General features: G+C 69.6%; 22 protein-coding genes. 9 read left to right on the top strand and 13 right to left on the bottom strand.

The window, feature by feature from the left end; all coding sequences use genetic code 11:
- Positions 1-26 precede the first annotated feature (26 nt).
- On the top strand, positions 27-521 hold the full coding sequence (locus E1295_RS01260) for a hypothetical protein (protein WP_246079762.1): 495 nt from the start codon (positions 27-29) through the stop codon (positions 519-521).
- Here the strand turns inward: E1295_RS01260 and E1295_RS01265 are convergent, their stop codons facing one another.
- The 3 genes from E1295_RS01265 to E1295_RS01275 are packed head-to-tail and all read right to left on the bottom strand — an operon-like array spanning position 522 to position 3,404.
- Complete coding sequence (locus E1295_RS01265; RefSeq protein WP_132627769.1) at positions 522-1,274, bottom strand: enoyl-CoA hydratase/isomerase family protein; 753 nt, start codon at positions 1,272-1,274, stop codon at positions 522-524. It lies immediately after the preceding gene.
- Positions 1,271-2,746, bottom strand: a complete 1,476-nt coding sequence (locus tag E1295_RS01270) for a class I adenylate-forming enzyme family protein (RefSeq protein WP_246079763.1) — start codon at positions 2,744-2,746, stop codon at positions 1,271-1,273. Before E1295_RS01270 ends, E1295_RS01265 begins: the two co-directional genes overlap by 4 nt.
- Positions 2,706-3,404, bottom strand: a complete 699-nt coding sequence (locus E1295_RS01275) for a TetR/AcrR family transcriptional regulator (RefSeq protein ID WP_132627770.1) — start codon at positions 3,402-3,404, stop codon at positions 2,706-2,708. The genes E1295_RS01270 and E1295_RS01275 overlap by 41 nt, the downstream gene beginning before the upstream one ends.
- Positions 3,405-3,482: 78 nt before the next feature.
- On the opposite strand from E1295_RS01275, the gene E1295_RS01280 reads away from it, so the two are divergent.
- From E1295_RS01280 to E1295_RS01290, 3 genes are read left to right on the top strand one after another with little or no spacing between them, the layout of a single operon-like run.
- Complete coding sequence (locus tag E1295_RS01280) at positions 3,483-3,701, top strand: GyrI-like domain-containing protein (protein WP_132627771.1); 219 nt, start codon at positions 3,483-3,485, stop codon at positions 3,699-3,701.
- A complete protein-coding gene (locus E1295_RS01285; protein WP_132627772.1) occupies positions 3,698-4,621 on the top strand; it encodes a sigma-70 family RNA polymerase sigma factor in 924 nt (307 codons plus the stop codon). The genes E1295_RS01280 and E1295_RS01285 overlap by 4 nt, the downstream gene beginning before the upstream one ends.
- 17 nt (positions 4,622-4,638) lie before the next feature.
- Positions 4,639-5,124: a GyrI-like domain-containing protein gene (locus E1295_RS01290; RefSeq protein ID WP_132627773.1), complete on the top strand. Its 486-nt coding sequence runs from the start codon at positions 4,639-4,641 to the stop codon at positions 5,122-5,124.
- Positions 5,125-5,223: 99 nt separating this feature from the next.
- Here the strand turns inward: E1295_RS01290 and E1295_RS01295 are convergent, their stop codons facing one another.
- From E1295_RS01295 to E1295_RS01320, 6 genes are all read right to left on the bottom strand, one after another.
- Positions 5,224-6,633, bottom strand: a complete 1,410-nt coding sequence (locus E1295_RS01295; protein ID WP_246079764.1) for an ATP-binding protein — start codon at positions 6,631-6,633, stop codon at positions 5,224-5,226.
- Positions 6,634-6,815: 182 nt separating this feature from the next.
- Entirely contained in the window at positions 6,816-7,205 is a 390-nt protein-coding gene (locus E1295_RS01300; RefSeq protein ID WP_132627775.1) for a hypothetical protein, read from the bottom strand.
- 882 nt (positions 7,206-8,087) lie between these two features.
- Positions 8,088-9,716: a phospho-sugar mutase gene (locus E1295_RS01305; protein WP_132627776.1), complete on the bottom strand. Its 1,629-nt coding sequence runs from the start codon at positions 9,714-9,716 to the stop codon at positions 8,088-8,090.
- On the bottom strand, positions 9,713-10,516 hold the full coding sequence (locus E1295_RS01310; protein ID WP_132627777.1) for a purine-nucleoside phosphorylase: 804 nt from the start codon (positions 10,514-10,516) through the stop codon (positions 9,713-9,715). Before E1295_RS01310 ends, E1295_RS01305 begins: the two co-directional genes overlap by 4 nt.
- Before the next feature lie 3 nt (positions 10,517-10,519).
- Positions 10,520-11,824: a M20/M25/M40 family metallo-hydrolase gene (locus E1295_RS01315; RefSeq protein WP_132627778.1), complete on the bottom strand. Its 1,305-nt coding sequence runs from the start codon at positions 11,822-11,824 to the stop codon at positions 10,520-10,522.
- Positions 11,821-12,813 (bottom strand): Lrp/AsnC family transcriptional regulator, encoded by a 993-nt coding sequence (locus E1295_RS01320; RefSeq protein ID WP_132627779.1) that lies wholly within the window; start codon positions 12,811-12,813, stop codon positions 11,821-11,823. The genes E1295_RS01315 and E1295_RS01320 overlap by 4 nt, the downstream gene beginning before the upstream one ends.
- A gap of 110 nt (positions 12,814-12,923) precedes the next feature.
- Between E1295_RS01320 and E1295_RS01325 the strand changes: the two genes are divergently transcribed.
- Positions 12,924-14,228 carry an MFS transporter gene (locus E1295_RS01325; RefSeq protein ID WP_246079765.1) on the top strand — a complete coding sequence of 435 codons (1,305 nt, stop codon included), beginning with the start codon at positions 12,924-12,926 and terminating at the stop codon, positions 14,226-14,228.
- On the opposite strand, the gene E1295_RS01330 is transcribed toward E1295_RS01325, so the two are convergent.
- Positions 14,225-14,716 (bottom strand): gamma-glutamylcyclotransferase family protein, encoded by a 492-nt coding sequence (locus E1295_RS01330; protein WP_281284708.1) that lies wholly within the window; start codon positions 14,714-14,716, stop codon positions 14,225-14,227. The two genes, E1295_RS01325 and E1295_RS01330, sit on opposite strands and share 4 nt — an antisense overlap.
- Before the next feature lie 141 nt (positions 14,717-14,857).
- Here E1295_RS01330 and E1295_RS01335 point away from each other — a divergent pair, with 141 nt between their 5' ends.
- Positions 14,858-16,246, top strand: a complete 1,389-nt coding sequence (locus tag E1295_RS01335) for an NAD(P)H-quinone dehydrogenase (protein ID WP_132627781.1) — start codon at positions 14,858-14,860, stop codon at positions 16,244-16,246.
- Between the two features lie 38 nt (positions 16,247-16,284).
- Here E1295_RS01335 and E1295_RS01340 read toward each other — a convergent pair whose 3' ends face one another.
- The gene (locus tag E1295_RS01340) at positions 16,285-16,689 is read right to left on the bottom strand and encodes a type II toxin-antitoxin system PemK/MazF family toxin (RefSeq protein ID WP_132627782.1); all 405 of its coding nucleotides are present in this window, start codon (positions 16,687-16,689) and stop codon (positions 16,285-16,287) included.
- Positions 16,690-17,129: 440 nt separating this feature from the next.
- On the opposite strand from E1295_RS01340, the gene E1295_RS01350 reads away from it, so the two are divergent.
- Positions 17,130-17,957: an alpha/beta fold hydrolase gene (locus E1295_RS01350; RefSeq protein ID WP_132627783.1), complete on the top strand. Its 828-nt coding sequence runs from the start codon at positions 17,130-17,132 to the stop codon at positions 17,955-17,957.
- A 75-nt stretch (positions 17,958-18,032) separates the two neighbouring features.
- On the opposite strand, the gene E1295_RS01355 is transcribed toward E1295_RS01350, so the two are convergent.
- Both E1295_RS01355 and E1295_RS01360 read right to left on the bottom strand, forming a co-directional pair.
- On the bottom strand, positions 18,033-18,236 hold the full coding sequence (locus tag E1295_RS01355) for a DUF397 domain-containing protein (RefSeq protein ID WP_132627784.1): 204 nt from the start codon (positions 18,234-18,236) through the stop codon (positions 18,033-18,035).
- Positions 18,233-19,144, bottom strand: coding sequence for a helix-turn-helix domain-containing protein (locus tag E1295_RS01360; protein WP_342775818.1), 912 nt, complete (start codon positions 19,142-19,144; stop codon positions 18,233-18,235). Before E1295_RS01360 ends, E1295_RS01355 begins: the two co-directional genes overlap by 4 nt.
- A gap of 180 nt (positions 19,145-19,324) precedes the next feature.
- Here E1295_RS01360 and E1295_RS01365 point away from each other — a divergent pair, with 180 nt between their 5' ends.
- On the top strand, positions 19,325-19,711 hold the full coding sequence (locus tag E1295_RS01365; protein ID WP_132627786.1) for an ATP-binding protein: 387 nt from the start codon (positions 19,325-19,327) through the stop codon (positions 19,709-19,711).
- An 89-nt stretch (positions 19,712-19,800) separates the two neighbouring features.
- Complete coding sequence (locus tag E1295_RS01370) at positions 19,801-22,086, top strand: TIM-barrel domain-containing protein (protein ID WP_132627787.1); 2,286 nt, start codon at positions 19,801-19,803, stop codon at positions 22,084-22,086.
- Positions 22,087-22,093 lie beyond the last annotated feature (7 nt).

A 22,093-nucleotide genomic window follows, 5' to 3' on the forward strand; every position in this document is an offset into this window, starting at 1 on the left:
CCGCCGGATCGCCCGTCCTCATGTCCATGGAGAAGCGGCTCGCCACTGTCGACAGCCTGCTGGCCCGCCCTTTCCCGGGCGAAGCAGAACAGGTGGCACCGGCCGGCAAGCCGTGGGAGGGGTATCGCTCCAGCGGACCGCGCAGCCACCTGTGCTTCCTGAAGGCCAGCCAGGATTTCTGGGACGACCGCAGCGAGGACGTCGTCGAGGCGGCGGAGGAGGAGATCGCCGCCGCCTTCGAGGAGCTGGCGACCGTACTGACGTCGCGCTGGGGCCGCCCCGAAGTCGTCGATCTCTCGCCTGACCTGGAGGATGAAGGCTCGCCCGTGCCTGAGCCGATGAACGAGCTCGGCCTGTACAGCGGTGAGATGTCGGTCTGGCATCCGGGCGCCGGCCGATGGGTCGCACTCGCGGTCGGTCAGGCTGATCCGGAGTTCCCCGTCCTGTTGCTTGCCGCCGTCGGTGAAACGTCGCTTCTCCAGCGTGTCCCACCTCCCAGGGCCGGCCGGCGACCCTTGTGATCAGCGCGGTGGCCGGCCGGTCTCCCGGGTGCGGTCGATGAACGCCGCCATGCCCGCCTGGGCGATGCCCGACTCCTCCACGAGCCTGGCCGCCTCCGTCTCCGCCTCGAAGGCCCGCTCGACCTCCTGCCTCGACGGCCGCAGCAGCCCGAGGTGCACCGCGGTGGCCGTGCCCGGCGCGGTCCAGTGGTGCACCCGGGCGATCGCCGTCGCCAGCAGCGCCTCCGGGTCGGCGATCTCGTCCAGCAGGCCCGCGGCCAGGGCGTCCTGCGCGCTCATGCGGGTCGAGCCGAGCACGAACGGCAGCGCCCGCGCTCCCACCAGCCGGGGGAGCAGGTAGCTGGTGGCGTTCGAGACCGACAGGCCGATGTGGTTCTCGGGCAGGAAATACTCGGCCGACGGGGTGCCGATGCGGGTGTCGAAGCAGAGCGTCCACTCGGCGGCCCCGCCGACGGCCAGGCCGTTGACCGCCGCCACGACCGGTACGCGCGTCTCCAGCACGGCCCTGGTCATGTCGTGGAACGTGGCCACCTCGTCGACCAGGGAACGGCCGGCGGCCTGGTGGATGTCCTCCCCCGAGGAGAAGGCCCGGCCCGTGCCGGTGACCACGATGCCCCTGACGCCCTTGCCGTCGCCGTGGTCGCGTACGGCCGCCGCGAGGTCCCTGCGCATGCCGGTGGTGAGGGCGTTCAGCTTGGCGGGACGGGCGAGGGTGATCAGTGCCACCTCGTCGTGTTCGGTCACTTCGATCATGATCTCTCCTTGCCGACGGGGATGGCGGGGGCGGCGCGCTGGTCGCGTTCGGGGCGGAGCAGGTGGCGTTTCTCGATGCGGGCCGACGGGGTGAGCGTGAACGACTCGACGAACTCCACGTACGCCGGCAGCTTGAAGCGGGCCAGCCGGTCACGGGCGTGTTCGATCACGTCCATGGCGGTGCGGGCGTCGGGGTCGTGACCGGGCCGCAGCTGCAGGAACGCCTTGGGGAGCTCGCCCCACAGGTCGTCGGGGATGGGGACGAGGGCCGCCTGGAGCACGGCCGGGTGCTGGGTGAGCACCCGTTCGACCTCGGCGCAGGAGATGTTCTCGCCGCCCCTGCGCACCATGTCCTTCAGCCGGCCGGCGTGGTGGAGGTAGCCGTGGTCGTCGCGGAAACCCAGGTCGCCGGTGTGGTACCAGCCGTCCCTGAAGGCGTGGGCGGTCGCGTCGGGGTGGTTCCAGTAGCCCCGCATCATGGGCACGCCCCTGACCAGGATCTCGCCGTTGTCGTCGAGCCGGACCTCCTTGCCCGGCGGCGCGACGCCCATGGCGCCGGTGCCGACCGTGTCGTCGGCGTCCAGGTGCGCCAGCAGGTCGGGGCCGCTCTCCGTGGAGCCGTACAACTCGCGCCACGGCGCGCCCCAGCGCTCCTCGAACGTCCGGTGCAGTTCGGGCGGGATGCCCGAGCAGAGCACGAGCCGCATGCGGTGGTCGCGGTCGCGCGGGTGCGGCGGCTGCTTGTGCAGCAGCAGGGGCATGGTGCCGAGCACGTACGTGAGCGTCGCGCCGTGTTCCCTGGCCGACGTCCAGAAGCCGGAGGCGGAGAAGCGGGGGAGCACGACGAGCGGGATGCCGCCGGTGAGGCAGAGCACGGTGAGCCACTGGGGGTCCATGTACGAGTACGCCTGGGCGATGATCGTGACGTCGTCGTCGTTGAGGCGTGCCTGGTCGGCGACGATCAGGGCGGCTCTGAGCCAGTAGTCGTGGGTGAGCATGCAGGCTTTGGGGAAGCCCGTGGTCCCCGACGTGTACTGAAAATTCGCGACATCGTCTGCTGTGACGGTCACCTCGGGAGGCCGGCCACCCGCCTGCCGGATCAGGGCCGCGGGGTCGTGGCACGGGCCCGGGTTGATCGTGGCATGGTCGTCCGTGGTCAGCGTCAGCACCGCGCCCGAGTCGTCGAGCACGTGCGCGAGGTCGGCCGCCTGGTAGCGCACGTTCACCGGGACGGCGATCGCCCCGGCTTTGAGGATCGCGAGCCAGCTCAGCGGCCATTCCGGCACGTTGTCCAGCATGATGGCCACCCGGTCGCCCGGACGTACGCCCAGGTCGGTCAGGGCGGCGGCCAGACGGTCCGACCGAGCGTCCGCGGCGTCGAAGGTCAGGGAGGTGTGGGGGAAACGGAGGAACTCGCGTGTGCCGTACGTTCTAGCGGCGTGCCTCATCAGGTCGGGGATCGTGGTGTACATCCGGCGGCTCCCACGGAAACTCGGGCAGCAGGGAGAAGTCAGGACTTGGAGCGACCTGGGCGGGGGCGCGTACGGCGGCCAGGCCGATCGTGACGAACTCGGCGCACACCTGCTCCAGCGTGGAGTCCCCGTCGGGGCGGTACCACTCGCTGGTGCCGGTGCACATGGACATCAGGGCGAGGCGGGTCAGTTTCCGGTCGGCGACGCGGAACGTGCCCCCGGCCACGCCGTCGGCCAGCGTGCGCTTCCAGTGGGCCTCGTACGCGTCGCGCAGGGCGATGATCTCGTCGCGGGCGGCCGAGCCAGGCGTGAGCGAGCGCAGTTCGCCGTCCATGACGCGGGTGGTCAGGGGGTTGCGGGCGTGGACGGCGGTGAGCGAGCCGATCAGCAGGGCCAGCCGGTCGGAGGGGCCGCCGGCGGTGGCGAGCATCCGTTCCGTGGCGCTGTTCAGTCCCTGCTGGGCGACGCGCATGAGGTCGGCGAGCAGCGCCTCCTTGCTCGCCACGTGGTGGTAGATCCCGGCGTTGGTCATGTTGACGGCCCGGCCGAGGTCCCTGATGCTCGTCGCGGCATAACCCTGCCGGGCGAACAGCAGCACCGCCGCCGTCCTGATCCGCTCGTGCGCGTCCGTGCTTGGATCCGTGAGGTCGGTGATCATGGCTCCTACCGAACGTTCGGTCGCTCCCGGAAGCTACCCCAACTCCCGAAAAATCGCCATAGTTGACTCTGACACCGTGTGACGGTCGTCGACCTGCCGGCCATCGAGACGGCGGCCACGATCATCCACCACGGGTCGATGGAGGAGGTGGGGAAGACGTTCCAGACCCTCGCCCACTGGATCGAGGAGCACGGCTACCGGTCGCTCGCGCTGGCCAGGGAGATCTCCCTGCACTGCCCGGAGAACCTGGACGAATGGGTGACGGAGCTCCAGATCGAGGTGACGCCGACCGGATGACCGATCTCGAACTCGAACGCCACCGCGTGGCCCTGACCGGCTACTGCTACCGCATGCTCGGCTCGGGCTTCGAGGCCGAGGACGCGGTGCAGGAGACGTTCGTCAAGGCCTGGCGGACGTACGACCCGGCTCGGGGCGCGCTGCGCACGTGGCTGTTCCACCTGGCCACCAACGTCTGCCTCGACATGCTCAGAGGCCCGCAGCGCCGCGCCCGCGCCATGGACCTCGGGCCCGCCGCCACCCCCGGCGACGCCCTGGGCGAGCCGCTCCCGCCGAGCCGCTGGATCCAGCCCGTCCCGGACGCCAAGGTGCTCGACCCCGCCGAACTGGCGGTCGACCGCGAAACGGTCCGGCTGGCGTTCGTGGCGGCGCTGCAACACCTGCCGCCCCGGCAGCGCGCCGTGCTCATCCTGCGCGACGTGCTCGCCTGGTCCGCCGCCGAGACGGCCACCCTGCTCTCCACCACCGTCGCTTCGGTCAACAGCGCGCTCCAGCGTGCCCGCGCCAAGCTGCCGCCGGCCGGGCAGGCCGACGAGACGGTGGACGAGAGCCTGCTGGCCCGCTACGTGTCGGCGTTCGAGCGGTACGACGTGGCCGCGCTGGTGTCGCTGCTGCACGAGGACGCGACGTCGGAGATGCCGCCGTTCGCGTGGTGGTTGGGCGGGCGCGAGCACATCCACACGGTCCTGACCGCGGCCGCCGCGAGCGGCCAGGCCCCGTGCGAGGGCTCCCGCCTGCTGCCGACCAGGGCCAACGGCTCCCCGGCCTTCGGCCAGTACCTGAACGGCGAGCCGTTCGCCCTGGTCGTCCTCGACGTCGCCGGTGGCCGCATCGCCGGCGAGACCACCTTCCTGGATCCCGGCCTGTTCCCGTTCTTCGGCCTGCCGATGAGTTTCGCGGCGCCGCTCCGTACACGCTGATGAAGGAGGAACAGAACATGCCACAGATCGTCGAATTCCCCGAGCGGCCCTACGTCGGGGTGCGCGGGACCATCACCATGACCACCTTCGGCCTGGTCGCCGACCGGATCGGTGAGGTGGTCGGCTGGCTCGCCGAGCGCGGCCACACCCCTGCGGGAGCGCCCTTCCTCAGGTACGAGGCCATCAACCTGCCGGAGGACCGGCTGGTGGTGCAGGCGGGCGTGCCGGTGGCCGTGCCGGTGGAGGGCGAGGGCGACATCTTCGCCGCCTCGCTGCCCGCGGGCCGCTACGCCACCGAGTCCCACCACGGCCACCCCGACCAGCTCTTCGGCGTCATCGAGGCGCTGCTGAAGTGGGGCGCCGAGCAGGGGCTGGCCTGGGACATGACGGAGCAGGACGGGACGGAGCACTGGGGCTGCCGCCTCGAGCTCTTCCTGACCGATCCGAGGGCCGAGCCCGACATGCACAACTGGGACACCGACCTGCAGTTCCGCATCGCCTGAGCAGGTCTCATGGTTGAGACCGACCCGCCCTGTTGGTCTCAACCACGGTCTCTTGCGGACCTGATTTCGCGTTGGTCTCATCGCTGAGACCATCCGTGCTCATCGCCAGGCGTCGACCAGGTGTTGGGGGGTGATGTGCGTGACGCCCTCCACCTCGCAGCCGCTGCGGGAGACGGCGTAGAGCGGCGTGGAGGAGTCGGCTCCGGGCATCTTGGACCGGTGGACGATGAGCTCGCTCAGGTCATGATGATCGAACGGGCGGTTCTCCAGCCATTTGACGGACCCGACCATCGTGATTCTCTTCGCGACGGGCTCGCGGTCGGCGCCCACGAGGTCGATCTCCGGATCGTTGTTCCTGGTCCAGAAGCCCCCGATCGCTCCCGTCGCCTCGGGCAGGCCGTCCATACGGCGAAGCGACTCCTGGATCAGGGGCTCGACGGCGACCCCGCGCCATGATGTCCAAGAGCTGCGGATCCGCTCCAGGACCTTGTCTCCCCGGCCGCGTTCGATGTCCGTCAGGCGGTTGGCGATGAAGGGAATCCAGAAGCGCAAGTGAGAGTCGATGACGCGGTAACGCGACTCTCGTGAGGGGCGCGTCGACAAGGGCCGGTCCACAGCGATCATGCGCTTATCGAGCAGAAGCTGAAGTGCGCGGTTCATCGTCGCGCGCGAGGTCTCCTGGGCGGCGGCCGCGATGTTGGAGTGTGTGCGCTGGCCCGACCCGATGGCGTTCAGGGTCTGGCGGGCATGCGCTTCTGGTGGAAATTCAGCGGCGAGGGCCCGCTCGCCGCTGACGACCAGAGCCGACAGCGGGTCGTGGAGTGCCTGCTCCAGATATGCCCAGAGTGGGGCGCCCTTGGGCCACTCCTCACAGATCATCGGCAACCCGCCTGAAACCAGGTGCGCGTCGAACGCCGCCTCAGGGGGCAGATCAAGAGCCTGTCCGACGTCGTACGGTGTGAGGGGGCCCACTATGAAGTCGGCGGCCCGCTGGTAGAAGGGGCGGCCATAGGTGTTGATGGCCTCCATCATCGACAGATCCGAGCCGATGAGGAGAAGCAGGACCGGCAGTCTCGAGAACTCCCTGTCGAAGAGCTTCTGCAGCACGCTCTCCAGCGTGGGATCTGCCTTGACAAGGTAGGGGAGCTCATCGATGACCACGATGCTGGGGGAGTGTTCGGGCAGGGCGCGTGCCAGGAGGGAAAGCGCGTCGTGCCACGATTCGGGGCGCTCGACATCGAAGACGGAAGCGGCGGGGAGGTTCGACGATGACGCCTCGTCCGTGAAGATGCGGAGTTCTTCACGGAGCGTCTGCCCCGTCGCCGTGTAGTACAGGTGAGGCACCTGTGCCTGCCGGATGAACTCCTCCGCCAGCCTGGATTTTCCGACCCGGCGGCGTCCTCTCATCAGGAGTGCGCGTCCGGGCCGATCGAAGTGACGGCGATTCGTCTTTTCGAGCGCACGCGCGAGGGCGGCCAGCTCTCGTCGCCTGCCGATGAAGGGTTCCACCGTTCCTCCAGTTAGTCTCAACGATGAGACTAACGCAGCTATTGGTATCAAGGCGGGGATATTCCGGCCTTGAACGGGTCGGTGGTCTCGCGGATGAGACCACCGACGTTGGTGCATCCACCTGTGGATGGTTCATCAGTCGTTCAACCACGGGGTGGCCCTACCTGAGCACCCCAGGACGGCTATGGCGTTGTGTCCGGCGGGTCGTTGTCCTGGGGGCGCGGTGTGACGGCGGCCCGGATGACCAGCGTCGCCACCCGTGCGAAAAACGAAGGGGTGAGCACGGCGCCGGCCGTGCCCTGGCGGGGCGGGCCGAGCGCCATCATCCGGGTGACCCGGCCCGCGCCCAGGCAGGCCGTGGACGCGGCGGCCACCGCCACCCACGGGTTGTAGCCCCGGGGGAGCAGCAGCACTACGAAGATCAGGTGGGTGAGCAGCGCGCCCATGAACGCGATCGACTGGCCCTTGGGAGGCCGCCCGCCGGACGGCTGCACGGGCGCGGAAGCCCGGCTGCTGCTGCTGCGGCTGCTACTGCGGCGGCTGTTGCGGGAACGTGCGGGCGATGTCGCCATCGCGACCTCCTTGAATCCGGATATGTCGGTGTTTGGTCGTGACTCCAGGTGATGCGTCGAAGCGCGGCACGGAATGCGGCCGCTTTTCGGCGCCGGGACTATGAGGCGCTCGTGTTTCTCGACTCCTGGGCAAACAGGAGAGCAAGAGCTCCTCGTAGTGCGGCAAGCATGGCATGACGGCTCGCGCTCACGCTAGGTGACCGGGGCATGAACGAGCCTTCTGCATTTGTCACCGTGCGTGCGGAAGAAAGACGAAGAGGTCTCCCGTTTGCCCGGGAGACCTCTTCTTTCAACGGTTTTCCGGCGCCCACCTGGAGTCAGCGGACAATCATCCGGAATCAGAGGAGGGGGCAGGGCCTGCTCGCGTCGAGGCGGGCCCGCCGTGCCCCTTCTCGGCCTTGCGTCCACAAGCTCGGACCCAAGGTCATGGCTGCAATTGTACAGGTGACACGGCCGGATGTCCCCGCTACCGGGGCCCGCTGTGGCGGTGAAATGACTCGATTGTGCGGTGTGTGGGACGGGTTTGCGTGTTAACTGAGAATAATTGATGGCTTCGGATGGGATGAAGCGCTATGGGGAGGTATGAGGGGATTTCGCGGCTGAAGGGGAGAGAGCCTTCCTCGTGTCATTCTCCGTAGGGGCGCGACAGGAGAGCCGGCGTTTTGCATATACAGCCGGTGATGATGTACGCGTGACGTGCCGGGATTTATCGGCGAGATATGGAGAGTGAATGCGCACGGAAATGCGATGCCATTCTCCGAGGTGTGTCACCAGGGCCTGCAGGTGGCCTGAGTAAAATTTATGGCCGGCGCGTGTCGGCGTGTTGCGGACCCGCTGGAATATCACCGTACGTTCCGCTGGAATAACGGAGAGTAACGATCCTCAGAGGTTGAGCAGGGCGGTGAGTTCCGTCTTCAGCAGATCGAGCTCGCGGGCCGCTCCGGCGCGCGCCTCGGCGACCTCGCCCGCCACCGGCACGACCACCTCCAGGTAGCACTTGAGCTTGGGCTCCGTGCCCGAGGGACGCACCACCACGCGGGCGTCCCCCGCCAGCGTGTAGCGCAGTCCGTCGGTCGGCGGCAGGCCGCCGGCGCCGATGGCCAGGTCGTCCGCCCGCGACACCGCGCGCCCTCCGAGCGTCGTCGGCGGGGCGGCGCGCAGCCGCGCCATGGCGCCCTCGATCAACGACAGGTAGGACACCCGGAAGGACAGCTGCTCCGTGGCGTGCAGCCCGTGGCGCCGGGCCTGGTCGTCGAGCAGGTCCAGCAGCGTACGCCCGTCGCGCTTGGCGCCCGCCGCGATGCCCGCCACCACCAGCGCCGCCCCGATGCCGTCCTTGTCCCTGACCGGGAGGCCGGTGTCGGAGCCGACGCTGTAGCCGATGGCCTCCTCGTAGCCGAAGACCAGCCCGGGACCCGCCTTGATGATCCATTTGAAGCCGGTCAGCGTCTCGCCGTAGCGCACGCCGTGCGCCTGCGCGATCTTGCCGAGCAGCGTCGAGGAGACGATGGTGGTGGCCACCATCCGGTCGCCGGTGGTGTGCGTGATGACGTGCTCGGCCAGCAGGCCCCCGACCTCGTCACCGGTCAGCATGCGGCAGCCGCCGCCGGGCAGCGGCACGCCCACCGCGCACCGGTCGGCGTCGGGGTCGTTGGCCACGACCAGGTCCGCCTCCACCTCGGCGGCCAGGGAGAAGGCCAGGTCCATCGCCCCGGGCTCCTCCGGGTTGGGGAAGGGCACCGTGGGGAAGCCGGGATCGGGGTCGCGCTGCTCCTCGACCGTAAGCGGCGAGTCGAACCCGGCGGCCAGGAAAGCGCCCGTCAGCGTGGCCGCGCCCACCCCGTGCAGCGGCGTGTAGGCCACCTTCAGGTCGCGGGCGTCGCCCAGCGGGAGCGACTTCAGCGCGGCGAGATAGTCGTCGACGATGGCTTCGCCCAGCTCCGTCAGGGTGCCGGGGCCGTCGATCAGCAGGTGGTCGACGCGGCCGACGGCGTCGATGGCGGCCGAGATCTCACGGTCGACCGGCGGCACGATCTGGGAGCCGTCGGCCCAGTAAACCTTGTAGCCGTTGTCGCGCGGCGGATTGTGACTGGCGGTGACCGCCACGCCCGCGTCCGCGCCGAGGTGGCGGACGGCGAAGGCCAGCACAGGCGTGGGCAGAGGGCGCGGCAGGAGCGAGGCGTGCACCCCGGCGCCCGTCAGCACGGCGGCCGTGTCGCGGGCGAACACGTCGGACTTGTGCCGCGCGTCGTAGCCGATGACCACGTGCTTGCCGGGCCCGAGCACCGTGGCCAGGCCGGAGGCGGCGCGCATGACGGTGACGCGGTTCATCCGGTTGGGGCCGGCGCCGAGCTCGCCGCGCAGGCCCGCCGTACCGAACTCCAGCCTGGCGCCGAAACGGTCCTCCAGCGCGGCCAGGTCGCCCGCCTCGATGAGGCGGGTGAGCTCGGCCCGCGTGTCGGGGTCGGGGTCCTGGGAGAGCCACTCGCGTGCCTTGCGCAGCACGCTCACAGGCGGTCCACCACCTTGGCCAGCAGCACGCCCATGCGGGCCGCCGTGGCCCTGCCGACCTCCAGGACCTCCTCGTGGTCGAGCGGCTCGCCGGACAGGCCCGCGCCCGGGTTGGTCACCAGGGAGATGCCGAGCACCTCCAGCCCGGCCTCGCGGGCGGCGATGGCCTCCAGCACGGTCGACATGCCGACCAGGTCGCCGCCCAGCGTGCGGCACATGCGGATCTCCGCGGGCGTTTCGTACGTGGGCCCGCGGAAGGCGATGTAGACGCCCTCGGCCATCGCCGGGTCGATCTCGCGGACCAGCGCGCGCAGGCGACGGGAGTAGACCTCGGTGAGGTCGAGGAACGTGGTGCCGGTGATCGGGCTGGCCCCGCTCAGGTTGATGTGGTCGCTGATCAGGACGGGGTCGCCGACGTTCTGCGTCTCCGGGCGCAGGCCGCCCGCCGCGTTGGTCAGCACGAGGGTGCGGACCCCGGCCGCGGCGGCCGTACGCACGCCGTGCACCACCGCGTCGGCCCCCAGCCCTTCGTAAAGGTGCGTACGCCCGAGGAACACGAGCGCGTGCCGCCCCGCGGAGGTGCGTACGGCGCGGATCCTGCCCCCGTGCCCCGCCACGGCGGGGGCGCGGAACCCCGGCAGGCCGGTGAACGGGACCTCGCTCACGGTCTCGCCGATCGCGTCGGCGGCGGGCACCCACCCCGAGCCCATGACGAGCGCCACGTCGAAGGTGTCGAGGCCGGTGGCGGCGCGCAGCGCCGCGGCGGCCTCGCCGGCCAGGGTGTACGGGTCTTCACTCACGTTTCAGTAGTTTAGGAGGAACCGGTCGAGAACCCGCACGCCGAAGTGCAGGGCGTCCACCGGCACCCGCTCGTCCACGCCGTGGAACATCGAGGCGAAGTCCATGTCCGCCGGCAGCCGCAGCGGCACGAACCCGAAGCCGCGCACGCCCAGGTCGGCGAAGAAGGTCTTGTTGTCGGTGCCGCCCGACATGCAGTACGGGATCGCCCGCGCCGCCGGGTCCTCGGCCTTCAGCGCCGCGATCATCGACTCGACCAGCGCGCCGTCGAACGTGGTCTCCAGCGCGATGTCGTGGTGCACGAAGTCGCGCCGCACCTTCGGCCCGAGCAGCGAGTCGACGGTCTTGAAGAACTCGTCCTCGAAGCCCGGCAGGAACCGCCCGTCGACCACGGCCGTGGCCTGGCCGGGGATGACGTTCGACTTGTAGCCGGCGCCGAGCTGGGTCGGGTTGGTGGTGTGGCGGAGCGTCGCCCCGACGAAGCGCACCAGCGGCCCGATCCGGTCGAGGACGGGCTGCGGGTCGTTCTCGTCGAACGGGATGCCGTAGGCGTCGGCGACCTCGGTGAGGAAGCGGCGCACCGTGGGCGTGTAGGTGAGCGGCCAGTCGTGCTCGCCGATCCTGGCGACCGCCCTGGCGACCTCGGTGACGGCGTTGTCGTCGTTGAGCATGGAGCCGTGCCCGGCGGTGCCGTCGGCGGTCAGGTTCATCCAGGCCAGGCCCTTCTGGGCGGTCTCGATGAGATAGAGCCGCAGCGACGGGTCGACCTCCAGGGAGTAGCCGCCGACCTCGCTGATCGACTCGGTGACCCCTTCGAAGAGTTCGGCGTGGTTGGCGGTGAGGTATTTGGCGCCGTACACGCCGCCGGCCTCCTCGTCGGCCAGCCAGGCGAAGACGATGTCGCGGCGCGGTTCGCGGCCCTCGCGCTTCATCTGGCGCAGCACGGCCAGCATCATCGCGTCCATGTCCTTCATGTCGACCGCGCCGCGGCCCCAGATGTAGCCGTCGCGCACCTCGCCCGCGAACGGGTCGACCGACCAGTCGGCGGCGTTGGCCGGCACCACGTCCAGGTGCCCGTGGACGAGCAGGGCGGGCAGGGACCGGTCGGTGCCCTCGACGCGGGTGACGACGTTGCCGCGGCCCGGCTCGCTCTCGATGTAGGTGGACTCGATCCCGACCTCGGCCAGCCTGGCCATGACGACCTCGGCCGCGGCGCGTTCGCCGGGGCCGCTGCCGTCCCCGTAGTTGCTGCTGTCGACGCGGATCAGCTCCACGCAGAGGTCGGCGACTTCCTTCTCGGCAGGTGTCATGGCGTTTTCTCCCAACGGTGATCCAGCGTGAGCAGTCCGGACTTGTGCAGGTGGCCGCGCTTGTGCGCGCGGGTGATGAGGGTGAGGTCGATGTCGGTGATCTCGTCATGCCTGCCGACGACGCCGGTCAGGAAACGGTAGAGGTCCGCCTCGTGGGCCGCCACCACCTGCACGATGAGGGAATGGGTGCCTGTGGTGGCGGCGCAGTACCGTACGCTCTCGTGCGCGGCGAGCCGGCGGCCCACCTGGTCGAGCCCGTGCGGGCGTACCTTGAGCCAGAGCATGGCCTCGACCTCCAGGCCGAGCAGCGCGGGCTCGACCTCGGCCCGCGGCAGCAGCAGCCGCCGCTCCAGCAGCGACGTGACGCGCCGGCGGGCGGTGGGCACGGAGATGTCGAGCCGTTCGGCGACCGCGGTGAAGGCGATCCGGCCGTCGAGGGTGAGCAGCCGGGCGATCTCCTCCTCCAGCGGCGACAGGCCGTCCTCGTCGGGCAGGCACTCGGGCGGCGGCGGGGGCCGGAGCTCGGCGACCTCCCGCTCGGTGAGGAAGGGGGCGTGCCACTCCGCGACGGTCGTGAAGGTGTGGAGGACGACCTGGGTCTGCGTCTGGACGACGCCGTCAATGTCGCTGATCTGGGCGGAGACGATGTGGTGCAGGTCCTCGCGCGACGGGGAGACCAGCTCGCTGCCGAGGTCGGCGGCGCCGGTCAGGGAGTAGACCGAGCGCGTGTCAGGGCGTTCGGCCAGGGCCTGCGCGACCTTGCCCGCGGTGCCGGGCCGCACCTGGACGTGCAGGTGGACGGGACGGCCGTGCCCGGTGCGCAGGTCGTCGTAGATGGCGGTGACCCGGACGATGCCCTCGGCAATGAGCCGCTGGAGCCGCCGGGCGACCGTACGTTCGTGCTCGCCGACGACCCTGCCGAGCTCGCCCCACGAGGCGCGCGGGCTGACCTGCAGCGCGGCGACCAGACGCCGGTCGAGAACATCCACCTACAACCATCTCAATGTCGGGTATGTAAATAAAATCCCAGATAATTGACTGTTTCGGTCGTCCCATGCACAGTAGGCCATCACCGCACTGTTCAGCAAAGGAGCCATCCGTGGCGACTTCCCCCAGCCAGCAGTCACCACTCGGCATCCCCAGAAGCCGTGTCCGCCAGCTGACGGCAGCCAGCATCGGCAACGTCGTCGAGTGGTATGACTGGTACGCCTACAGCTTCCTCGCGATCTACTTCTCCCGGCAGATCTTCCCCGAAAGCGCGGACAACAGTCTCGTTCCGCTGCTGAGCTCGTTCGCGGTGTTCGCCGTCGGCTTCTTCATGCGGCCACTGGGCGGCCTGCTGGTCGGCGCGTTCGCCGACAGGTACGGGCGCAAGCTCGCGATGACGGGCACGATCGTGCTGATGGGCGTCGGCTCCCTGCTCGTGGGCCTGACCCCCACCTACGCGGCCGTCGGCGTGCTGGCGCCGATCATCCTCGTCGTGGCCAGGCTCATCCAGGGCCTGTCGGTGGGCGGGGAGTTCGCCGCCGCGACCACGTTCCTCGTGGAGTCGGCCCCGCCCCGCCGCCGCGGCCTGTTCTCCAGCTTCCAGTACGTCAGCACCACCATCGGCCAGCTGCTCGCCTCCGGGCTCGCGGCGTTGCTGGCCACCACGCTGGCCGAGGCCGACATGGACGGGTGGGGCTGGCGCATCCCGTTCTTCGTGGGCGCCGTGCTCAGCCTCGTGGGCCTGTGGATCCGCAGGGGCGCCGACGAGACCTCGGCCGTGGTGGACGAGGTGCGCCAGGGCAAGGCCGAACGGCAGAAGATGTTCGAGTTCCTCCGGCTGCACCCGAGGTCGGCCGCCACCATCGTGGGCATCACGATCGCCGGCACCGTCGCCTACTACACCTGGACGACGTTCCTGCCGACGTACGCGCAGATCACCGTGGGCTTCGACGAGGCGAACTCGCTGCAGATCGGGACGATCTCGCTGATCTTCTTCATGATTCTGCAGCCGCTGCTCGGCATGTTGTCGGACCGGATCGGGCGCAGGCCGATGCTGATCACGTTCGGGCTGGGATTCGTGCTGCTGCCCGTGCCGCTGCTGAGCCTGCTGACCGACTCGTACGGCAGCCTGCTGGCCGTGCAACTCATCGGCATGGTCTTCCTGGGCTGCTTCACCTCGATCTCGGCCGCGGTGAACTCGGAGCTCTTCCCCACCAGGGTGCGCGCGGCCGGCGCGGGCTTCCCCTACTCGCTGACCGTGGCGCTCTTCGGCGGCACCGCCCCGCTGATCGGCACCGCGATGCAGGAGATGGGCAACCCGGGGCTCTTCCCGTGGTACATGTCGGGGCTGGCGCTCATCTCGACGCTGGTCTACATCTTCGTGCTGCCGGAGACCAAGGACCAGCCGCTGCGCTAACCGCCGATCGAGGTGCAGGGGCGCTCCCGCAGCTCCTTGACGTAGTCGTCGGGGGCGCCCGCCCGCTCGGCCGCCTCGGCCAGGCTGCCGAGATAGCGCGCCGACGGCAGGCCGCCCTCGTAGCCGTCGAGCACGTAGACCCAGGCCACGACCTCGCCGTCGAGGGTCTGCACCCGCAGGCGCACCTTGTGGTAGCGCCCGCGCACCGCGCCCTCCCACTGGTCGAGCGAGGTCTCCTCCCACTCGGGCACGTCGTAGAGCACGACGAACACGTGCTCGTCGGGGTCTTCGACGATCGTGGCGACGGCGCCCTCCCAGGCCAGGTCCATCCCGCCGAACGTCAGGCGCCAGCCGGGCAGCCAGCCGACCCCCCAGATGGGGGAGTGGGGGGCACGCATGGCCATCTGCTCCGGGTCCATATTGGTGCCGTAGGCGGCATAGAGCCTGAGGTCATTGGACTTGCCCGAAGGATTCGAAAGCCACGCCACGATCCACCCCTCTCGCCGGGTGCTGCTTCGTCATCCAGCTACCGCGCCATACTGCCACGCCGGCCGCCGCAGTCGATCCATCCGGTTGTGGTGGCGTGGCCCGGTTGCCGTCCGCCCCACCGCGTACGGGACAATAGGGGCGTGACAAGGATCGCGATCATCGGTGGCGGACCAGGCGGCTACGAGGCAGCACTCGTCGCCGCGCAGCTAGACGCGCAGGTCACCCTGGTCGAGGAGGACGGTCCCGGCGGCGCGTGCGTGCTGACCGACTGCGTGCCGTCCAAGACACTGATCGCGACCTCGGTCCGCAAGCAGGCACTGCTCGACGCCCCTTCGCTGGGGGTGTCGTTCACCGGCGGCCCCGACGGTGACGCGGGCGTGGTAGGCGTCGACCTGCCGCAGGTCAACCGGCGCGTCAAGGAGCTGGCGCAGGCGCAGTCCGCCGACATCGCCACCCGGGTGGAGGCCGAGGGCGTCGAGATCATCAAGGCGCGCGGGCGGCTGGTCGACCCGCGGGTGGTGCGCGCGGGCGACCGTACGATCCAGGCCGACGTCGTGCTCGTGGCCACCGGCGCGACCCCGCGCGTGCTGCCGGGCGCCGAGCCCGACGGCGAGCGCATCCTCACCTGGCGTCAGCTCTACGACCTGAAGGAGCTGCCCGAGCACCTGATCGTGATCGGCTCCGGCGTGACGGGCGCGGAGTTCGCCGGCGCCTACCGCTCGCTGGGGGCGGAGGTCACGCTGGTCTCCAGCCGCGACCGGATGATGCCCAACGAGGACGCCGACGGCGCCGAGGTGCTCGAAGAGGTCTACCGCCGGCGCGGCATGAACGTCATGGGCCGCTCGCGCGCCGCCTCCGTCAAGCGCACCGACGACGGCGTGGTGGTGACGCTGGAGGACGGCCGCACGGCCGAGGGCTCGCACGCCCTGATGACCGTCGGCATGGTGCCCAACACCTCCGGCATCGGCCTGGAGGAGGCCGGGGTCCAGCTCGACGCGGGCGGCTTCGTCAAGGTCGACAAGGTCTCCCGCACGTCCGCGCCGGGCGTCTACGCGGCCGGCGACTGCACGGGCGTGCTCATGCTGGCCTCCGTCGCGGCCATGCAGGGCCGCATCGCGGTCTGGCACGCGCTCGGCGAGGCCGTGCAGCCGCTGCGGCTGTCCACCGTGGCCTCCAACATCTTCACCGACCCGGAGATCGCGGCGGTCGGGGTCGCGCAGCGGGCGATCGAGGCGGGCGAGGTCGAGGCCAACGTGGTCAAGCTGCCGCTCGCCACCAACGCGCGGGCCAAGATGCAGGGCTTCAACGACGGGTTCGTCAAGGTGTTCTGCCGCCCGCACACGGCGATCGTGCTGGGCGGGGTGGTGGTGGCGCCGGGCGCGTCCGAGCTGATCCTGGCGGTGTCGGTGGCGGTGCAGCAGCGGCTCACCGTCGACCAGCTGGCGCACACGTTCGCGGTCTACCCCTCGATGTCGGGCTCCATCACCGAGGCCGCCCGCCGCCTCATGCAGCCGGGCGTCGCCATCTAGTGCTCCAGCGAGATCGAGCTGGGCAGCACAGGCGTCCGCTACTCAGGTCCTTCGAGACGGCGGGCATCTTTGATGTCGCTGATCCTGGCAGCCGTCATCGGGGTCCACTCCCTCCTCTCTCCAGCGGCACGGAGGGCTTCTCCGACCTCGCTGAGCTTCACGGAGGACAACACGCCCGCCCGCTCGATCAGGTCGTCCCGGGCCACGGTGGTCAGCCATGTGCACGGAGTAAGGCCTGGACGGGGGAACGCGAACCGCAGCACGCCTTCGAAGGGCAGTCCTTCCGGGGCTCCCACGGCCACTTCAATGCCCAGGCCGCTGACGTCGACGCCCGCCGGCGCAACGACCTGCATCGCCTGAAACCCGGATGACTCCTCGTCCGAGAGCAGCACGACCGGGCGTCGCTCATCGAAGTCGACCCACCAGACTTCACCGCGTTGCATGTGTCCTCCTGGCACGAGACGGCGGGCGAACGCTGCGTGCCCCGTGCGGGACATGGAAGGGATGCGGCCCCGTCTTCGCACGTCGTGACCGAGGGGGTGAAGACGGGCGCGGCCATCGTTGATCATCGGTGTGTGAAGACTGAAGATCATGCGGTGACCGCGCGTCACAGCATAGACCCTGCCCGCCGGCAGGAGGCGTTCGAAATCCTGATGTCCCGGATAGCGGGCCGTTGGCGCGGGTTGAACCCTCGGCGTCGGGTGCGGATGATCGGCCGGTTCCTTGCAAGTACTAGGCGCTTTTATCCGGCAAAGACCCGTTGGCCCGGGCTTGGCGTTACCCGACGGCGAACTGCGGTATGGCCGTTCGCGGGTGGGGTGCTCCCGTATGCGGGTGCACGCGCACCGGCACGCATCGACGCGATCACCGACGGGGAGGCACCATGCCCTACGTAGCCACACGCGACGGCACGCAGATCTTCTTCTACGACTGGGGCAGCGGCCCGCCGGTCGTCTTCTGCCACGGCTGGCCGCTCAACGCCGACGCCTGGCACGACCAGCTGAAGCTGGTGGCCGACAACGGCTTCCGGGCGATCGCGCACGACCGGCGCGGGCACGGCCGCTCCAGCCAGACGTGGGACGGCTACGACTTCGACACCTTCGCCGACGACCTGAACGACCTCATCACCGCGCTCGACCTCAACGGCGTCACGCTCGTGGCCCACTCGATGGGCGGCGGCGAACTGGCCCGTTACGTCGGCAGGCACGGCACGTCCCGCCTGCGCAAGGCGGTGCTGCTGTCGGCGATCCCGCCGCTGATGCTCAAGACCGACGCCAACCCCGAGGGAACGCCGCAGGAGGTGTTCGACCAGCTCAAGGCCGGCATCCTGGCCGAACGCTCGCAGTTCTGGCGTGACAGCGCGGAGAGCTTCTTCGGCGCCAACCGGCCGGGCAACACGGTGACGCAGGGCAACAAGGACGCCTTCTGGCTGATGGGCATGGCCGAGAACATCCAGGCGGGGGTGCTCTGTGTGGACGCGTTCTCCTCGACCGACTTCACCGAGGACCTCAGGAAGTTCGACATCCCGACGCTGGTCGTGCACGGAGACGACGACCAGATCGTGCCGATCGCGGCGTCCGGCGACAAGTCCTCACAACTCATCGAGAACTGCTCGTACAAGGTGTACGAGGGCGGCTCCCACGGCATCGCCCTCGTCCCGGGACAGAAGGAGCGCTTCAACGCCGACCTGCTGGAGTTCCTACGGACGTGACCGGCTCCGCGACCCAGGGTCGCCTCCCGGCCGGAAAGGGGGACCTGACCCAAGGGCAGGTCCCCGTGGGTCCGGCTAGAAGTCGAACTCTCCCCTGGACATGCCTGTCCTGAATGCGCTCCACTCCGCCGAGGTGAACACCAGGGCAGGCCCGCTGCGGTCCTTGCTGTCTCTTACGGCGACACGTCCACCGCTGAGCGGAGCGACCTCCACACAGTTGCCGTTGTCGCCTGAGAACGAGGACTTCCGCCAGTCCGCGACCTTGAGTTCGTCGCTCATTTCCATGTCCATTTCTCCTCCAACCTCTCTTCTATGCGCCTTATCGACAAGCTCTGAGGCAGCGCCTCCGACTGAATGGCCCGAAAGCGTCGCCTGAGGGTTTCGACGTCTTCTGGACCGTCCCACACCTTGCCGGTCACGGGGGAGTCCACGAATGCGGCATCGGGCAGGCCCGCGGAGTGGGCGATCACGAATCCGCCCAGCAAACCGGGCGTCGACATGGCGCTGAACGGCAGGATCTGGATCGTGATCGAGCCATGTCGGCTCGATGTGATCAGGTGTGCCAGTTGGTCACGGGTGATGGATTCGCTGCCGATCGGACGGTACAGGATGGATTCGTCGAGGATGGCCAGGAGCGACGGAGGGGCGTTTCGCTCGAAAATTGCCTGTCTCGCCATTCTGGCCTTGACGGACGCCTCGGTGTCGCTCTCCTTGGAACCGGGCTTGCCGCTGAGGATGGCTCGCGCGTACGCCTCCGTCTGGAGCAGACCTGCCACGATGAGCGGCTCCCAGGTGCACAACTCCCCGGCGGTCTTCTCGACCTGCAGCCACGGGCCCAGCGTCCGGAAGATCGGATCGCGACGGGTCGCCGGCAGGAGATTGACCAGCCTGCCCGGCGGTAGCCCCAGCTCGTCCTCTACGCGGCGTGCTATCAACTCTGTCGGTGACCGCTCCGCTCGCTCGAAAGCGCTGACGGTGGACGCGGCATATCGCGTCTTGTCGGCGACCTGTTGAAGAGTCAGCCCAGCCTCCATGCGCACCTTGCGTAGTTCATACCCAAATCGAGCCTCCGGGCTCGCGTCGGGGTCCAACTTCTTGGGATTCGGCATCCGGCCCCCTGCTCTTTCGCAGACGTGAACACAACGCGTTGCACCGATCCGCGCGTCATCTGTGTAACACGGGAACATGTGCGGCACTCATCAATTATCGGGCTCATGCCAGCTTTGACCAGAGCGCGTCTTCTGCAGTGACACAGGAATGACGTGGTCGTGTAGTCAATTCGGTCAATCTCCGAAACTGGTTGGTGATTAGCCCATATGCGAATAGCTATCGCAGAGCACCCAAATCACGGCATCAAAGTCTGGTTCATGACGGAGATCGAGAACCCTGCCCGGCTCCCCGGGCTGGCCCGCCGAGAGCTTCGGCGGTGGATCGGTGATCACCCGTCCCTGGCCGACCTTCACCTCATCGCGACAGAACTGGTCACCAACGCGGTCGTCCACGGTGCCGGCCCCTGGGTCCGGATGAGCCTGCGGGCGGTCGATGAGGGGGAACGCTGCTACTGGCGGCTGGCCGTCGAAGACCCTGGCCTGTCGGCCTCCGTCCCCATGCCGCGCATGCCGGGACCGCACGAGTCGCGAGGTCGGGGCCTGTGGATCGTGGACGACCTCACCCGCGGCTGCTGGGCCACCGATCGCACGCGGACCGGCGAACGGGTCGTGTGGGCGCTGCTGCCGCGGGAGGCCGGTTCCTGAAGGTGGATCGGGCGGGCAGGGCGTTGACGTTTGTTGGTATGGACAGCAAACTAATTCACGAGTTGGCGCAGCCGTTCGAAGGAGCCTCCATGCCCTATCGCCCCCCGCTGGTCGCGCACGAGTACTTCGTGGCGGACCCGCCCGAGCTGCCGGTCCGCGCGCGAGGCGAGGGCGGTCCGTCGGTGCTGACCGCCGCCGAGCTGGTCGCGGCCGACGGTGCCGAGGTGATGCTGAAGGCGGTCACCTCGGCGGAGGAGACCCTGGTCGTCCAGGTGGGCGTGGCGGGGGAGGGCGTCATCCGGGTGCGGTTGTCGGAGGACCCGACCGCCAGGCCGCGTTCCGAGAGGGCCATCTCCCTGGTGACGCCCGGCAGGTATCCGGAGGCCAGGGCCGAGGTGGCGGCGGGCGAGCCCATCGTGATCGACGCCGGCTCCCTGCGCGCGGAGATCAGCCTCGCGCCGTGGCACCTGCGCTTCACCGACGCCTCCGGCGCCACGCTGACCGAGCAGGACCGCGGGCACATCGACATCAGCGGCAGGCTGCGTACGCTGCCGTTCGGCCGCTCCTCGGCCGGCGGCACCCCCGTGGCCTACCACGAGAGCTTCGCCGCCGCCCCCGACGAGGCGTTCACCGGGTTCGGCGAGTCGTTCACCCGGCTGGACAAGCGCGGCCAGCGGCCCGTGATGTGGAACTTCGACGCCTTCGGCGCGGAGTCGCAGCGGGCGTACAAGAACGTGCCCCTCTATCTGTCGAGCAAGGGGTACGGCGTGCTCGTCGACAGCGGGGCGCCCGTGGAGTTCGACGTGTGCCAGTCGACCCACAGCGTCGTGCAGATCCTGGTGCCCGACGACGTGATGGACTACTACGTGATCGCCGGGCCGGCGCCGGCCGACGTGCTGGACCGTTACGACCGGCTGACCTGCCGGCCGGCGTTGCCGCCGAAGTGGGCGTTCGGCACGTGGATCTCCTCCGGGTTCTGCGTGGACAGCCAGGAGCGGGTGCTGGCCAGGGCGCGCACGATCAGGGAGCGCGGCATTCCGTGCGACGTGCTGCACCTGGACACGTACTGGCAGGCCGACGGGCACTGGTCGGACCTGCGGTGGGATCCGGTGAACTTTCCCGATCCGGAGGCGATGCTGGCGGAGCTGGACGGGATGGGGTTCAAGGTCTGCCTGTGGATGAACCCGTACGTCTCCCATCTGAGCCCCGCCTTCGAGGAAGCCGCTGAAGCCGGATATTTCCTGAAGAAGCGGGATGGTGAGGTCTACGTCGCCGACTGCTGGCACGGCTCCTTCCCGCCCTGCGGCATCGTCGACCTCACCAACCCGGCGGCCGTCGACTGGTTCACCGGCCTGCTGCGCGGGCTGCTGCGCCAGGGCGTCGCGGCGTTCAAGACCGACTTCGCCGAGGGCGTGCCCAGCGACGCGGTCGCCGCGAACGGGATGACCGGCACCGACCTGCACAACGTCTACACCCTGCTGTTCAACGACGCGGTCGCCGCCGTCACGCGCGAGGTCCACGGCCACGACCTGGTGTGGGCGCGTTCGTCGTACCTCGGGGGGCAGCGCCACAGCGCCCAGTGGAGCGGCGACACCTACACCAGCTACGCCGCCATGGGCAGCACGATCAGGGGCGGGCTCGCGCACGGCCTGTCGGGGGTGCCGTTCTGGAGCCACGACGCCGGCGGCTTCACCGGCCGCCCCACCGGCGACCTGTACGTGCGCTGGACCCAGTTCGGCGCGCTCTCCCCGCTGCTGCGCCTGCACGGCACCACCACCCGCGAACCCTGGGAGTTCCCCGAGGTCGAGGAGCACGCGGTGGCGGCGCTGCGGCTGCGCTACCGGCTCATGCCCTACCTCTACTCGGCCGCCGTCGAGGCCGCGCGCACAGGTGCGCCGATGATGCGGGCGTTGTGCGTGGACCATCCCCGCGACCCGGTGGCCTGGCAGGCCGACCTGGAATACCTGCTCGGCCGTGACCTCCTGGTCGCGCCCATGACCGCGCCGGAAGGGGTCCGGCAGGTCTACCTGCCGCGCGGCACGTGGGTCGACTACTGGACGGGCGAGGTGCTGGAGGGCTCCCGTTACGTCCTGGCCGCCAAGCCGCTCGACCGGATCCCCCTGTACGTACGCCACGGAGCCCTCATCCCCGTCGCCGAGCCGCGGGAGACCGTCGGCGTGCCGGCGGAGATCACCCTCGTCGCCTTCGGCGGCGGCGACGGGAGCACCGAGATCCACGACACCGACGGCGTGACGGTCGCCGTCGCCACCAGGGACGGCGACGAGCTGCGCGTCGCCGTCACCGGCCCGAAGCGCGTCACCGGGGTCGAGATCGTCCCGGTGCCCGGAGCCCCCGCGCGAACCGTCATCGTGTGACACCCCC

Source organism: Nonomuraea mesophila (assembly GCF_004352805.1).
In the GTDB taxonomy this organism is placed as follows: domain Bacteria; phylum Actinomycetota; class Actinomycetes; order Streptosporangiales; family Streptosporangiaceae; genus Nonomuraea; species Nonomuraea longispora.